Below are 13070 nucleotides of genomic sequence, written 5' to 3'. Positions count from 1 at the left end.
GTTCGATAGCCATGACATCCGAAACAGTGGCTGGCGCGCAGGCTGCCGAAATCGAAACCACCCGCCCCTTCTTCTCGGTGCGCGACCTGCACGCCTATTACGGGGAAAGCTACATCGTGCAGGGCGTGTCCCTGGACGTGCGCAAGGGCGAAATCCTGGCCCTGCTTGGCCGCAACGGCGCCGGCAAGACTTCGACGCTGCGCACTATTGCCCGCACCGACGATCCGCAAATGCGGCAGGGCGAAATCTGGCTCGATGGCCAGCCTGTCCACCAGATGCGTAATTTCGAGGCGGCGCGCAGCGGCATTCAGCTCGTGCCCGAAGATCGCCGCATCATCCAGGGCCTGACGGTCGAGGAAAATCTCACCCTCGCCAAGGTAGCGCCCGGCAATGGCTGGAGCCTCGAGCAGATCTACGAGAGTTTTCCGCGCCTGGCCGAACGCCGGACTCAGGAAGGCGTGACTCTGTCGGGCGGCGAGCAGCAGATGCTGGCCATCGCCCGCGCCCTCGCCCGCGACCTGAAACTCCTGCTCCTTGACGAGCCCTATGAAGGCCTGGCCCCGGTGATCGTCCAGGAAATCGAGCGCATTCTCCACTCGATCAAGCCCATGGGCATCACCACGATCATCGTCGAGCAGAACGCCGTGGCCGCGCTCAAACTGGCCGACCGCGCAGTCATTCTCGATACCGGCGAGGTCGTCTTCTCTGGCAGCGCCAAGGAAGTGCTCGATAACGCCGAACTGCGCCACGAATATCTGGCGATCTGACTTCAACCGGCCCCCACGGCCGGCTGGAATACCCCGGGTTCTTTGGAAAAGGCATGTCGCCGATCTCACTCTCCCCCGAAGGACCCGGGGTACATGCCTTCATTTCGAACCGCGAATTGCGATCCCCCGCGCCTCGAGTGCGGCCCGCACGCGCCGCGCAAGCCGTACCGCGCCGGGCGTATCGCCATGCAGGCAGATCGAGCGGGCCCGGCTGCGGACAATGGTTCCGTCGATCGCCACGATCTCGCCGGTTTCGGCCAGTCTCAGGCAGCGTTCGACCACTACCGCTTCGTCATGGATCACCGCGCCACTGACGCTACGCGGCACCAGCAAGCCCTCGCGCGTATAGGCACGATCGGCATAGGCCTCCAGGGTGACATCCAGGCCCAATCGTTCGGCCGCCCGCACCTGCGCGCTCTGGTCGAGTGCCAGAATGGCGAGCGCCGGATCAATGTCACGCACCATTGAGAAGAGGTCAAAGGCCAGGTCGTCGTCCTCTGCCGCGACATTGGCCAGGGCGCCGTGCAGTTTGACATAGCGCAATCCGTAACCAAAAGATTTCGCAATTTCCAGAATGGCTTCGAGCTGAACCTTTACCTGCTCCAGTAATTTGGGGCGCGCGACATCCAGCCGCTTGCGCCCGAAATTCTCGCGATCCGCATAGCCCGGATGGGCTCCCGCGGAAATGCCGAGGTCACGGCACTGGCTGAGGACGGCGTGCATGGTCGCCGCGTCGCCCGCGTGCCCGCCACAGGCAATCGAGGCGCTTGAGACGATCTCGAGCAGCGCGCCGTCATCGCCTATCCCCTCGCCCATATCGGCATTGAGATCGATCTGCTCAGTCACGCCCTGCCCTCCATTATCCGATGGGCATGATCGACGCTCACTGGTTCAAACGTCACCCGGCCACCCGGCCGCACCTGCGCAAACCGGTCGAGGTCCCGGGGGATGATCGTGCCGATCCGCGGATAGCCACCTGTGGGCTGATGATCCCGCATCAGGATAATGGGCGTACCATCGCCCAGGATCTGAATGTCGCCGGGCAGCACCGGGTCGGAAACCAGTGAGAGGATGCTCGCTCCCGCAAAGACGCCGGCCCTGTCGGCGAGCCGCACACCCATCCGGTCCATCATCGTGGTGACGTCGAATTGCGCCTGCAGAAACGCTGTCCGCACCTCGTGGGTAAACCGATCCGCATGAATGCCCCAGATGAACCGCAGGGGACCATCTTGCCTTTCTGGCTGTTCAGGCGCCTCTTGCGCCACACCCGGCCCCGTCAGGACAAGCTCGTCACCCGCCAACAGCGCGCGTCCGTCGAGGCCACCGAATCCAGCCCGGCTATTGGTGGCGCGGCTGCCCAGAACCGGCGCGAGATCGAGGGCGGCACCGAACCGCAGATAGCCGTAATTACCCGCTGGGCCCGGCGCGATGCCTAGCCTGTCGCCCGCCCGGAACAGCGCATATCCCGGCCAGGGCAAGGCTTCGCCGCCGCTTCGCGCCAGAAACTGTCCGCCATCCCAGGCCAGGCGCACCTCTCCCTCGAGGATGCGCATATCCAGCCCGGCCCGCGTGAATTCGATAGCCGCGTGGTCTGCTGACCCCGCCATCAACCCCGCCCGGCGGTAAGCTGCTTCATCCATCGGCCCGGATGCGCTGATCCCCTGCGCCAATTGACCAAAACGGCCCTTGTCTTGAATGGTGGCAAGCGGGCTCGCCCTCTCGATCCTGAGCCGGGTCATCGGACAGTCCTGAACTGTACCCGATCCCCGGCGCGCAACTGCGTGGGCGGCTCGCGCGACGCGTCAAAGTTGCGAAAATCCGTGCTGCCGATGACATGCCAGCCGGTTGGCAGATCGGTGGCCGTGACCGCAGTCTGCCCGGCTGCAAAGAGAATGCTGCCGGCGGGCACCGAGGCGCGAACAGTCTGGCGGCGCGGCAGGACCATGTCCTCGCCATGGAAGCCGCAATAGACGAAACCCGGGGCGAAACCAGTCGTCAGGACGCGCAGTGGCTCCCGGTTGTGTCGGGCAATAAATGCGGCGCTGTTCATGCCCAGTGACTCGGCCGCCTCGTTCAGGTCGGGACCGGCCTCGCCGCCGAAATCAATGTCCATAGTCCAGAGGGAGCACCGCTCTTCGTCCGGCTGCCGGCCGATGCGCAGGGTCAATTCCCCCCGCAGCCGGTCAAAACTGATCGCTCGCGCATCGTAGCGCACCAGCACAGAAACCAGGCTCGGCACCACCTCGACCACGCCGCTCACCGGATCGGCCGACACGGCCTGCGCGAAGCGGATGGCATCGCGATTGGCTCCATCGTCCAGCACCAGTCCGAACCGGACCATAATGGCGCTGTCGCCGAGCGGCGACAGCACAGGTCGTCCGACGGGTTCTGATCTCGTTGGCATCGTGCCCCACTGCTTCCTGGCGGCCAGTGGCCGCAAAATCGGCTAGTGCGGCACTATGCCGGTCCGGAACGCGAGGTCAATTCGGCAGGTCGGAATGCGCTAATTGGGGTCACGGCCCTCCTGCTCAACCACGGCCTCGAACAGGTCACGGACATTGCCCGCACCGATGGCCTCGATGGCCACGGCGGCGATGGCGGCAAACAGTTCCGCGATTTCCTGGGGGTCGGTGATTTCGGCGTCGTCTTCTTCGGCGTCGGCGTTGATCAGGGTAAACACGGTAACGCGCCTCCACACAGGGCGGGGCTGCGGAAGTAGGGTACCGGTTTCCGCAGGGATCCCGCGACCACAAAAACCTGAGAGCGCAACGCCTCAGGCGAGCCTACGATCCCAGTGTGCGGCGATTCCCGTTACCGTTTGAATAACGAATTGTCCCGATCCGGTTCACGGAGTACCTTGCCGGATAAGACAGTAGCTCTTACTCTTCGCCCGCTTCGAGCTTGTCGAGATAAGATTCTATGTCGTCGAGCGAGGCCGAAAATGGCTTGGGCACATCCCCGTAAATCACCTTGAACGAAGCATCCTCGCGCAGCGCGTGCCCGCCCGGTTGCCCAAGCACCTTGATCTTGTCGGATGTGAGAATGGTCAGCCCATGCCGGCCGGCCACCCGTTTCATGCGCCGCATGCGCGAAGCGTCAAATTCCTTGCGGCTCATCGGTGTCGTCCTGCTGTTTTGGCGGGCAGGGAGGGATTCGAACCCCCGGAAGGCTTGCACCTTCGCCGGTTTTCAAGACCGGAGCAATCAACCGCTCTGCCACCTGCCCGTGCCTGAGCCTTTAGCGGCGCGCGGGAAAAGTGTCCAGCCCCGCGCGCCGCTGATTGTTCGCCGCTAGGGAACCAGCACCACCGACCCGGTGGTTTCCCGGCCTTCCAGCGCGCGATGCGCGTCTGCTGCTGCCGCCAGTTCGAAGGTGCGGCCGATTTCGACCTTGATGGCGCCGGAACTGACGGCGGCGAACAGGGCGCTCGCGCCCTCGAGCAGGTCTTCGCGCCGGGCAAAATAGTGGGCGCCGGTCGGACGGGTGACGTAGAGCGATCCCTTGCGGGCCAGAAGCCCCAGATCGGGAACACTGACGACGCCGGATGCATTGCCGAAGCTGGCCAGCAGGCCGCGCGGCCGCAGGCAGTCGAGCGAGCCTTCAAACGTCTGCTTGCCGACCCCGTCATAGACGACGTCGACACCCCTGCCCCCGGTGATCTCCTTGACGCGTGCGGGAAAATCCTCGGCCCGGTAGTCGATGACATGGTCGCAGCCATGCGCCTTGGCCAGCGCCACCTTTTCGGGGCCACCGGCGGTGCCGATGACCGTTGCGCCGAGCGACTTGGCCCATTGCGTGGCGATCAGCCCGGTGCCGCCTGCGGCGGCGTGCCAGAGGATGGTCTCGCCGCTTTGCACAGGCCAGGTCTTGAACAGCAGGTAATAGGCCGTCAGCCCCTTGAGCATGATCGCGGCGGCGCTCTGGTCGTCGATGCCGTCAGGAATGGGGACCAGCTTGGCGGCCGGCGCCAACCGCTCCTCGGCATAGGCCCCGGACGTGCCCTGGTAGCAGACCCGATCGCCGACCTTGACCTCGGTCACCCCGTCGCCGATGGCGGTGACCACACCGGCCGCCTCGTTGCCGGCCACGAAGGGCAAGGGCAGCGGGTAGAGCCCGGAGCGCTGATAGGTATCGATAAAATTGAGGCCGATGGCAGTCTGGCGCACGCGCACCTCGCCCGGCCCGGGCGCCCCGATTTGCCAGTCCTCAACCGACAGAACTTCAGGACCACCGGTTTGGTGAACGGCAACGACACGGGTCATTTGGGCGCTTTCGGCTTACGAGGGGCAGATTTGGGGCGAGAGGTCGGACCGGATTTGGCCCGCGGCTTGGCCGGCGCAGCGGGCGCGGCCACCGGCTTTACGGCCGGCGCCGGAGCACCCTGGATCGCGGCAAGCGCTTCCTCGGTGGAGACGGAACCGGTGTCGCCGGTGAAGGGTGTGAAATCGGCCTTGCCATGGGCACCCTGACGCTTCTGCTTGCGCCCCTTGGCGATGACGTTGATGGCTTCCACCAGGACGGAGAACGCCATGGCCGAATAGATGTAACCCTTGGGGATGTGGAAGCCCATGCCATCGGCCACAAGCGTCACGCCGATCAGCAGCAGGAAGGCAAGGGCCAGCATCTTGGTGGTGGGGTGCTCGGCCACGAACTTTGCAATCGGGCCCGAGGCGACGAACATCACCGCCACCGCGACAAGAACGGCCGCCACCATGACGGCGACCTGATCGGCCGGCACCATGCCGACGGCGGTGATGATCGAATCGATCGAGAACACCATGTCGATGACGACGATCTGCAGCAGAATGGCCTGAAGCGTCGCCTGCCCCGCCGACGATGCGGTGACCTCGTGGTCATCCTCGATTGCCGCATGCATTTCGTGGGTGGCCTTGTAGATGAGGAAACCGCCACCGGCGACCAGGATGATATCCTTCCAGGAGAACCCGTGGCCAAAGGCCTCGAACACCGGATCCTGCAACTGCACGATCCAGCTGATGAGGAACAGCAGCACGATGCGGAAGACCAGCGCCAGCCCGATACCGAGCTTGCGGGCAAACTCCGCCTGCTCGCGCGGCAAGCGCGACACGAGAACAGAGATGAAGACGATATTGTCGATCCCCAGAACGATCTCCATGACCGTCAGGGTGGCGAAGGCGATCCAGACATTCGGGTCGGCCAACAGTTCAAGCATCTCGGTTCCCTCGGATTCGAGTCAGGTGCGGCACCAATCTAGGGTGCGTGTTCCTTGTGGTGAAGGGCTTGCGCCAAGATTTTCGGTTGCTGCGACCGCATTGGGAATGGCCGCAAGGCGGCGGCGCTGGTATGCCCCGCGCGGTCGGTCTAGTTTCAAAGCCAAGACGTTGTCCGAGAGGTCATGCCCATGGAATCCTTTACGCCCCTGACTGCCGCGCTGGGCGGCGCCCTGATCGGCCTTGCCTCGGCCGTGCTCTGGCTTGGAAATGGCCGGATTGCCGGCATATCCGGCATATTCGGGCAATTGCTGCCCCCGGCGCAGACCGTGGTCTGGCGCCTGGTCTTCCTGGCTTTCCTTGTCGGCTCGGCCTGGCTTTGCGCCCGGCTGTTCCCGCAGCTTGGCGCTGGCGGAGCCGAGCCATCGCTTCTGGCCCAAGCGCCCGCCGGCTGGAACATGCCGATGCCGGTATGGCTTGTGATTGCCGGCCTGCTGACCGGTTTCGGCACCAAGATCGGCAATGGCTGCACCTCGGGTCACGGGGTGTGCGGCCTGGCCCGCCTGTCCCTGCGTTCGCTCGTTGCAGTGCTGGTTTTCTTCTCGGTCGCCATTCTGACCGTCACCATCACGGGGATTGTCTGATGAGCGTAAGGCTGCCCTATCTGGCCACTGCCGCCCTCAGCGGCGCCCTGTTCGGCGCTGGTCTCTACGTCTCACAGATGGTCGACCCGCTCAAAGTCCTGCGCTTCCTCGATTTCACCGCCATCCCGAGCGGCGGCTGGGACCCGAGCCTGGCCTTCGTCATCGTCCCGGCAATCCTGGTCATGTTCATCGCCATCCGCATCGGCCGGACGCGCCAGGCGCCCCTGTTCGACAAGACCTTCCACGAACCGGAATACAAGAAAATCAACACAAGGCTGGTCGGCGGAGCAGCTCTGTTCGGCGTCGGCTGGGGCATGTCCGGCATTTGCCCGGGCCCGGCCATTTCGCTCATCGCCTTCCAGCCCGACGGGCTGTGGTTCTTCCTCGTGGCCATGTTCGTCGGCTCCTGGGCAGGCAGCCTGATCGCCCCCAGTGGCCACGATCGGCGCCTCAAGGATGCCATGGCATGAGCCAGGATGCCGACATCATCGTCGTCGGCGGGGGCCTCGCCGGACTTGCTGCCGCCGCTGCCCTTGCCCGTATCGGCCTCGACATCATTCACGTTGCGCCCAAGGCGCCGGTGGACCGGCGCACGTCAGCCCTGATGATGCCCAGCGTCGATTTCCTGACCGGGAGCGGCCTCATCGCGGATCCGGCCAGTCTCGGTCACGCACTGACCGCCATTCGCATCATCGATGCGACCCCCCGGCTGATCCGTGCACCCGAAACGCTGTTCGAGGCCGCCGAGGTGGGGCTGGATGCCTTCGGCTGGAATTTTTCCAATGCCAGCCTGCTGGAAAGCTTCCAGGCCGCGGCACCCGACGAACGGATCACAACCCGCGCCGAGGCCGTCACCCACTATCAGCGCAATGGGGTTTTGGGCACCGTCACGCTCGCCGATGGCGCCACCCTGTCGGCGCCGCTGGTCGTCGGGGCCGATGGCAAGAAGTCGCTGATCCGCGCTGAGGCCGGTATCGGCACGCGCGAGCACAGTTTTGCCGAGTCGGCGCTTGTGTGCGACCTGACGCTTGGGCGCTCCATCCAGGGCACATCCATAGAGTTCCACTACCCCCATGGGCCGTTCACGCTGGTCCCGGCGGGCGGAAATCGCGCCAATCTGGTGTGGATCGACGAAGAGTCAGTGCTGCGCGAAGCGCAATCCTCGGGCCCCGAAAGTCTGCTTGCCGCCATTCGCAGGCAGTCGCAGAACCTCTTCGGCCGGATCGAGCTTGCCTCGCCCAGCTTCATCTTTCCCTTGAGCACATTGAGCGTTGAAACGGCCGGCGTCGACGGCACGGCTCTCGTGGGCGAAAGCGCCCATGCCTTCCCACCCATTGGCGCCCAGGGGCTCAATCTGGGCCTGCGTGATGTCGCCGATCTCGTTGCCGTCGTGGCCGATGCGGATCGGGCGCGCGACGATTGGGGCCTCGCCGCCAGTGCCGCCTATGCCGACCTGCGCTCCGGCGACCTCATCCGCACGGGAAGCATGGTGGATACGCTGTTCCGCTCCCTGCTGGCCGATATGCTGCCGAGCCAGGCGCTGCGTGCCGGAGGCCTCTGGGCCCTCAAACTCATGCCGGGCCTCCGGCGGCAGGCCTTCGACATGGGCATGGGCCGCCGCTAACCCCCAAAGAAAAAGGGCGCCTCGTGGGCGCCCTTTCCAATTCGGTAGAACCGATACCGGTCTTACTGAGCCGGAGCTTCCTCGGTGGCCGGCGTTTCCGGCGTTGCGGGAGCGTCCGTACCAGGCTGGGTGGTCAGTTCCTGGCGGAGCTGCTCGGCCCGGTCCTGCAGAACCTGTTCCAGGGCATTCTGGCCGGAGGTTTCCTGCTGCAGCTGCTCGAAGGTCAGCGCTGCTTCGCCGTCATAGGTTGCGGTGAAGCCGGCCAGGTTGATCTCGATGGCAAGATCTTCGTTCTGGCGGTTCTTGGCGGTCAGCGTCAGCTTGGCGCCGCGCTTGAGCGAATTGACATACTGCTCGTTGATCACCAACTGCGTGGAGCAGGACTGGGTGTCGCACAGCATGTAGGGCACGCGCACCGGCTTGGAATTGTCGATCTGCCAGGTCAGGCCGAAGGGCAGCAGCACCCCGAGCGGAACGGCGGCAACGGCCAAGAGGCGGCTTTCCTGGCCCGGATCGTCACGGAGCAGGAAGGAGCCGAGGAACTGCCCATTGGCCAGAACGACCTGGCGCATGATGCAGGCCTTCTGGCCATTTTCCAGCGGGTCACAGACCTTGAGCCAGTTTTGCGACGGCAGGCCTTCGACAGCGGCGGCAACACCGGCAGTACCGGCATCGGCGGCAGGCGCGTCCGTGGCGGGCGCGTCGGTTGCCGGCGTCTCGGTGGCCGGGGTCTCCGTCGTCTCGGTCGTGGTTTCGGTGGTCGTGGTGGTGTCCTGGGCGAATGCCGAGAGTGGGGACAGCATCAGCGCGGCCACCGCAACACCGGCGACGATTGGTTTCCTGAGGTTCATAAAATGTCCTTGCCTTCCTTGGCGGTCCCGGCAGCTGCGTGCCACCAAAAATCTGAACAGCCCTTCAAGGGCTCAAATCGGGCAATAACATGACCGACGACCCTTGCCAAAAGATTATGCGCCCTAGCGGCAACACCGGGGGTTCTAGGCCCCGGTTTCGGCCAGTTTTGCCAGCTTTGACAGGATTGCTGCCGCCCCCTTGAGCCTATGTTCGGGCGTTGGCCAATTGCGCACGAACACGAGTTTCTGATCGGGCTTGATGCGAACCTGGTTGGCCGGATCGCTCACCAGCTTCACCAGCCCCGCCGGATTCGGGAACTCGCTATTGCGCAGGGTGATCACCGCGCCCTTGGGGCCGGCATCGACCTTTTCGACATTGGCCTGCCGGCACAAGGATTTGACCAGGATCACCTTGAGCAGCGCCTCAACCTCCTCGGGCAAGGGCCCGAAGCGGTCGATGAGTTCGGCCCCGGCCGCGTCGATGTCGCGGATATCGGTCAAATCGCCGAGCCGGCGATAGAGCTGCATACGCAGCTGCAGGTCCGGCACATAGTGCTCGGGGATCATCACCGGCATGCCGAGCGAAATCGTCGGGCTCCACTCGTTGCGATCCTCGTATTCTTCTTCGCCGGATTTCAGCGCCGCCACCGCCTCTTCGAGCATGGCCTGGTAGAGTTCGAACCCGACTTCGCGGATATGGCCCGACTGCTCGTCGCCGAGCAGGTTCCCTGCCCCGCGAATGTCTAGATCGTGGCTGGCCAGCTGGAAACCGGCGCCCAGACTCTCGAGCGATTGCAGCACCCCCAGCCGCCGTTCGGCGGTATCGGTCAGTTTGCGATCGGGCGGCACGGTGAACAGGGCATAGGCGCGCGCCTTGGCCCGGCCGATGCGGCCGCGGATCTGGTAAAGCTGGGCCAGGCCGAACTGGTCGGCGCGATGAACGATCAGCGTATTGGCATTGGGAATGTCGAGGCCCGATTCGACGATGGTGGTGGCCAGCAGCACGTCGAACTTGTTGTCGTAGAAGGCATTCATGATGTCGTCGAGCTCGCCCGGCGGCATTTGCCCATTGGCGACCACGAACGACACTTCGGGCACCTGCTGGCGCAGGAACTCGGCGATATCCGGCTGGTCCTTGATGCGCGGCACCACGTAGAAACTCTGCCCGCCGCGATATTTCTCGCGCAGCAGCGCCTCGCGGATCGACAGCGGATCGAAGGGCGAGATGAAGGTGCGGATGGCGAGCCGGTCCACCGGCGGCGTGGCCAAGAGGCTCAGGTCGCGCACGCCTGTCAGCGCCAGTTGCAGCGTCCGCGGGATCGGCGTCGCCGTCAGCGTCAGCACATGCACATTGGCCTTGAGCTCCTTGAGGCGCTCCTTGTGGCCCACGCCGAAATGCTGTTCCTCGTCGATGATGAGCAGCCCGAGGTCATTGAACTTGATGGACTTGCTCAGGAGCACATGGGTGCCCACCACGATGTCGACCTGGCCATCGGCGAGCCCGTCCTTGGTGGCCTTGAGCTCGGCCGCCGGCACCATGCGCGAGGCGTGCCGCACCCGCACCGGAAGGCCCTTGAACCGCTCCGAAAAGGTTTTGAAGTGCTGGCGCGCCAGCAGCGTGGTCGGCACCACCACGGCCACCTGCTTGCCGCTCAGGGCCACGCCGAACGCGGCACGCAGGGCCACTTCGGTCTTGCCAAAGCCGACATCGCCGCACACCAGGCGGTCCATGACCTTGCCGGAGGTCAGGTCGTCGAAAACGGCCTCGATGGCATTGAGCTGGTCTTCCGTCTCTTCATAGGGGAAGCGCGCGGCAAATTCCTCATAGGCGCCGGGGTTGAGATCAACCACGTCGGCTTTCACCAGCAGGCGCTGCGCGGCCAGCTTGATGAGTTGTTCCGCCATTTCGCGGATGCGCTTCTTGAGCTTGCCCTTCTTGGCCTGCCAGGCCACGCCGCCCAGCTTGTCCAGCGTGACCGAAGCGTCGTCCGAGCCATAGCGCGTCAATAGCTCGATATTTTCAACCGGCAGGTAGAGCTTTGTGTCTCCGGCATATTGCAGTTCGACACATTCATGCGGCGCGCCGCCAGCCTCGATCACCTTGAGGCCGAGGAACCGGCCGATACCGTGATCGACATGCACCACAAGGTCGCCCGCCGAAAGCGAGGCTGCCTCGGTCAGGGCGTCCGAGGCCTTCTTCTTGCGCTGCGGGCGGAGGATGCGCTCGCCCAGAATGTCCTGTTCCGACAGGACCAGCAGGTCCTTGGTCTCGAACCCGGTCTCGAGTGGCAACACCACCAGCGAGGTGGTGGCTGCGCTCGTGGTCTCGGCGTCCCGCCAGTTCTCCGCCAGGCGCGGATTGGTCAGCCCGTGATCCTTGAGCACCTGGGCCATGCGGTCGCGCGTACCGGCGCTCCAGCAGGCGATAATGGCCCGGCGTCCGGCCCGCCGCTCGGCCAGCAACCGCTCGACAACCGCCTCGAAGAGATTGACGTCGGAGGCGGCGCGTTCGGCCGCAAAACTGGGGGCGATATGCCCGCCGATGTCGTCGCCCCGCCCGGCATTGGGCGACAGGAAGGGCGAGAACTGGATGACCGAGGCGCCAGCGAGCGACGCCGGGGCGGCGCCCAGATCGTAAAGCAGGTCGGGGTTGATCGGCTTGTAAGGCGCCCCTGCCCCCGCCACCTGCGGCGTCAGCCGCGCGGCCTCGCGGGCCTCGTAGTAGTCGCGGATTTGCGTCACGCGCTCGGCAAAAGCCTCGGCGGCCTGGTCGTCAAACACAAAGGGCGCGTCGCCGGTATAATCGGCAAGACGGTCCATGTGGTTGTAGAAGAACGGCAGCCAGTGTTCGGTGCCCGAATAACGCGACCCGCCGCTGACCGAGGCATAGAGCGTGTCATCGACCGTGTTGCCGCCGAAGGCAGCCGTATAATTCTGCCGGAAGCGACGTATGGTCGTCTCGTTCAGCACCACCTCGCTCATCGGCGTCAGGTCGATGCGCTTGAGCGTGCCAGTGGTCCTCTGGCTGTCCGGATCGAAGGTGCGGATGGATTCGAGCTGGCTGCCGAAAAAGTCGAAACGCAGCGGCGCCTCGGCCCCGGCGGGAAACAGATCGACCAGGCCACCGCGCACGGCATATTCGCCGCTTTCGCGCACCGTCGGCACGCGCAGATAGCCGTTATTGCTGGCCCAGGCCACCAGCTTGTCGCTGTCCACCACCCGCCCGACCATGGCCGAGAAACTCATGGTCTCGACCACGTCGCGCGGCGGCAGTTTCTGGATCAGCGAGTTGACCGCGGTCAGCACCACGGCCCCTTTGCCCTCGCAGGTCAGCGCGGCGAGCGTGCTCATCCGCGCGGCCACGGTTACGGTATTGGGCGAGACGCGGTCATAGGGCAGACAGTCCCAGGCCGGCAACGTCAGGATCGTGTGTCCGGGCAGCATGGCCGAAAGCACGTCGGCCATGCGTTGCAGCCGGCGCCCATCCCGGGCAACGAAAACCAGGCTTGCCGCATCGTCCGGAGCCGCCTTCAAGCGCTCCTCGATCAGGCGTGCCAGCACCATCGGCTGCATGCCGTCGGGCACGTTGGACAGTGTGCGGACCGGCGGTGCGGCTGCGCTCAGGTCGTTCATTTGCCGATCCGCTCCTGGTGATCGGCGATGACGCTCTCGAGAAAATCGCGATCCACATGGGCCGGCGGCTCTTCCTGCCGCATGACCCATTTGAGCAATGGCGGGTCTTCCTCGTCCATCAGCTGTTCCAGCCGATTGAGCTCGGCGGTGCCGAAACCCTCGATATTGGCATCGGCGAAGGGGCCCAGGATCAGGTCCATTTCCTTGGTGCCCCTGTGCCAGGCCCGATACCGCAGGCGCTTGCGGCGAATAGCAATGTCCTCACCGGCTGTCATTTGACGACCATGATCCCGTTTGTTCCCGATTTGGACGCTTTATTACGCGGCTTCGACGCCATTGTCAGCCCATGGTTTGCCCGAATT

At 64.6% G+C, this 13070-nt stretch carries 13 protein-coding genes, 1 tRNA gene and 1 pseudogene; 4 read left to right on the top strand and 11 right to left on the bottom strand.

Annotation, left to right across the window (positions count from 1 at the left end; translation table 11 throughout):
- Window positions 1–11: 11 nt before the first annotated feature.
- Window positions 12–767 (top strand): ABC transporter ATP-binding protein, encoded by a 756-nt coding sequence (locus KIT02_RS02550; protein ID WP_297581867.1) that lies wholly within the window; start codon window positions 12–14, stop codon window positions 765–767.
- Between the two features lie 99 nt (window positions 768–866).
- On the opposite strand, the gene KIT02_RS02545 is transcribed toward KIT02_RS02550, so the two are convergent.
- From KIT02_RS02545 to KIT02_RS02510, 8 genes and pseudogenes are all read right to left on the bottom strand, one after another.
- Complete coding sequence (locus tag KIT02_RS02545) at window positions 867–1613, bottom strand: 5-oxoprolinase subunit PxpA (protein ID WP_297581864.1); 747 nt, start codon at window positions 1611–1613, stop codon at window positions 867–869.
- The gene (locus tag KIT02_RS02540; protein ID WP_297581861.1) at window positions 1610–2506 is read right to left on the bottom strand and encodes a biotin-dependent carboxyltransferase family protein; all 897 of its coding nucleotides are present in this window, start codon (window positions 2504–2506) and stop codon (window positions 1610–1612) included. The genes KIT02_RS02545 and KIT02_RS02540 overlap by 4 nt, the downstream gene beginning before the upstream one ends.
- Window positions 2503–3138, bottom strand: coding sequence for a carboxyltransferase domain-containing protein (locus tag KIT02_RS02535; protein WP_297581858.1), 636 nt, complete (start codon window positions 3136–3138; stop codon window positions 2503–2505). Before KIT02_RS02535 ends, KIT02_RS02540 begins: the two co-directional genes overlap by 4 nt.
- A 132-nt stretch (window positions 3139–3270) precedes the next feature.
- Window positions 3271–3447 carry a hypothetical protein gene (locus tag KIT02_RS02530; protein WP_297581855.1) on the bottom strand — a complete coding sequence of 59 codons (177 nt, stop codon included), beginning with the start codon at window positions 3445–3447 and terminating at the stop codon, window positions 3271–3273.
- A 199-nt stretch (window positions 3448–3646) separates the two neighbouring features.
- Window positions 3647–3883 (bottom strand): hypothetical protein, encoded by a 237-nt coding sequence (locus tag KIT02_RS02525; RefSeq protein ID WP_297581853.1) that lies wholly within the window; start codon window positions 3881–3883, stop codon window positions 3647–3649.
- Window positions 3884–3902: 19 nt separating this feature from the next.
- Window positions 3903–3992 (bottom strand) — tRNA-Ser (locus KIT02_RS02520).
- A gap of 65 nt (window positions 3993–4057) precedes the next feature.
- Window positions 4058–5029 (bottom strand): quinone oxidoreductase, encoded by a 972-nt coding sequence (locus KIT02_RS02515; protein WP_297581851.1) that lies wholly within the window; start codon window positions 5027–5029, stop codon window positions 4058–4060.
- Between the two features lie 194 nt (window positions 5030–5223).
- Window positions 5224–5958 (bottom strand): annotated as a pseudogene (locus KIT02_RS02510) (TerC family protein); the annotation flags it as partial.
- A 189-nt stretch (window positions 5959–6147) separates the two neighbouring features.
- On the opposite strand from KIT02_RS02510, the gene KIT02_RS02505 reads away from it, so the two are divergent.
- From KIT02_RS02505 to KIT02_RS02495, 3 genes are read left to right on the top strand one after another with little or no spacing between them, the layout of a single operon-like run.
- The gene (locus tag KIT02_RS02505) at window positions 6148–6600 is read left to right on the top strand and encodes a YeeE/YedE family protein (RefSeq protein ID WP_297585082.1); all 453 of its coding nucleotides are present in this window, start codon (window positions 6148–6150) and stop codon (window positions 6598–6600) included.
- Window positions 6600–7070, top strand: a complete 471-nt coding sequence (locus tag KIT02_RS02500) for a DUF6691 family protein (protein WP_297581849.1) — start codon at window positions 6600–6602, stop codon at window positions 7068–7070. The genes KIT02_RS02505 and KIT02_RS02500 overlap by 1 nt, the downstream gene beginning before the upstream one ends.
- Window positions 7067–8224, top strand: a complete 1158-nt coding sequence (locus KIT02_RS02495; protein WP_297581847.1) for an FAD-dependent monooxygenase — start codon at window positions 7067–7069, stop codon at window positions 8222–8224. Before KIT02_RS02500 ends, KIT02_RS02495 begins: the two co-directional genes overlap by 4 nt.
- Before the next feature lie 62 nt (window positions 8225–8286).
- Here KIT02_RS02495 and KIT02_RS02490 read toward each other — a convergent pair whose 3' ends face one another.
- The 3 genes from KIT02_RS02490 to KIT02_RS02480 all read right to left on the bottom strand — a co-directional run bounded on the left by KIT02_RS02490 (window position 8287) and on the right by KIT02_RS02480 (window position 12983).
- On the bottom strand, window positions 8287–9075 hold the full coding sequence (locus KIT02_RS02490; RefSeq protein WP_297581845.1) for an invasion associated locus B family protein: 789 nt from the start codon (window positions 9073–9075) through the stop codon (window positions 8287–8289).
- 144 nt (window positions 9076–9219) lie between these two features.
- Window positions 9220–12708, bottom strand: coding sequence for a transcription-repair coupling factor (gene mfd, locus KIT02_RS02485; RefSeq protein ID WP_297581842.1), 3489 nt, complete (start codon window positions 12706–12708; stop codon window positions 9220–9222).
- Window positions 12705–12983: a succinate dehydrogenase assembly factor 2 gene (locus KIT02_RS02480; RefSeq protein WP_297581840.1), complete on the bottom strand. Its 279-nt coding sequence runs from the start codon at window positions 12981–12983 to the stop codon at window positions 12705–12707. Before KIT02_RS02480 ends, mfd begins: the two co-directional genes overlap by 4 nt.
- Window positions 12984–13070 lie beyond the last annotated feature (87 nt).

This window comes from Devosia sp. (assembly GCF_025809055.1).
In the GTDB taxonomy this organism is placed as follows: domain Bacteria; phylum Pseudomonadota; class Alphaproteobacteria; order Rhizobiales; family Devosiaceae; genus Devosia.
This window is presented reverse-complemented; position numbering and strand designations above follow the sequence as displayed.

Excerpts from the sequence above, each read along its gene's own strand:
- KIT02_RS02550 (WP_297581867.1), top strand. The coding sequence starts at position 12 with ATGACATCCGAAACAGTGGCTGGCGCGCAGGCTGCCGAAATCGAAACC.
- KIT02_RS02540 (WP_297581861.1), bottom strand. The coding sequence starts at position 2,506 with ATGACCCGGCTCAGGATCGAGAGGGCGAGCCCGCTTGCCACCATTCAA.
- KIT02_RS02525 (WP_297581853.1), bottom strand. The coding sequence starts at position 3,883 with ATGAGCCGCAAGGAATTTGACGCTTCGCGCATGCGGCGCATGAAACGG.
- KIT02_RS02515 (WP_297581851.1), bottom strand. The coding sequence starts at position 5,029 with ATGACCCGTGTCGTTGCCGTTCACCAAACCGGTGGTCCTGAAGTTCTG.
- KIT02_RS02505 (WP_297585082.1), top strand. The coding sequence starts at position 6,148 with ATGGAATCCTTTACGCCCCTGACTGCCGCGCTGGGCGGCGCCCTGATC.
- KIT02_RS02500 (WP_297581849.1), top strand. The coding sequence starts at position 6,600 with ATGAGCGTAAGGCTGCCCTATCTGGCCACTGCCGCCCTCAGCGGCGCC.
- KIT02_RS02495 (WP_297581847.1), top strand. The coding sequence starts at position 7,067 with ATGAGCCAGGATGCCGACATCATCGTCGTCGGCGGGGGCCTCGCCGGA.
- KIT02_RS02490 (WP_297581845.1), bottom strand. The coding sequence starts at position 9,075 with ATGAACCTCAGGAAACCAATCGTCGCCGGTGTTGCGGTGGCCGCGCTG.
- mfd (WP_297581842.1), bottom strand. The coding sequence starts at position 12,708 with ATGAACGACCTGAGCGCAGCCGCACCGCCGGTCCGCACACTGTCCAAC.
- KIT02_RS02480 (WP_297581840.1), bottom strand. The coding sequence starts at position 12,983 with ATGACAGCCGGTGAGGACATTGCTATTCGCCGCAAGCGCCTGCGGTAT.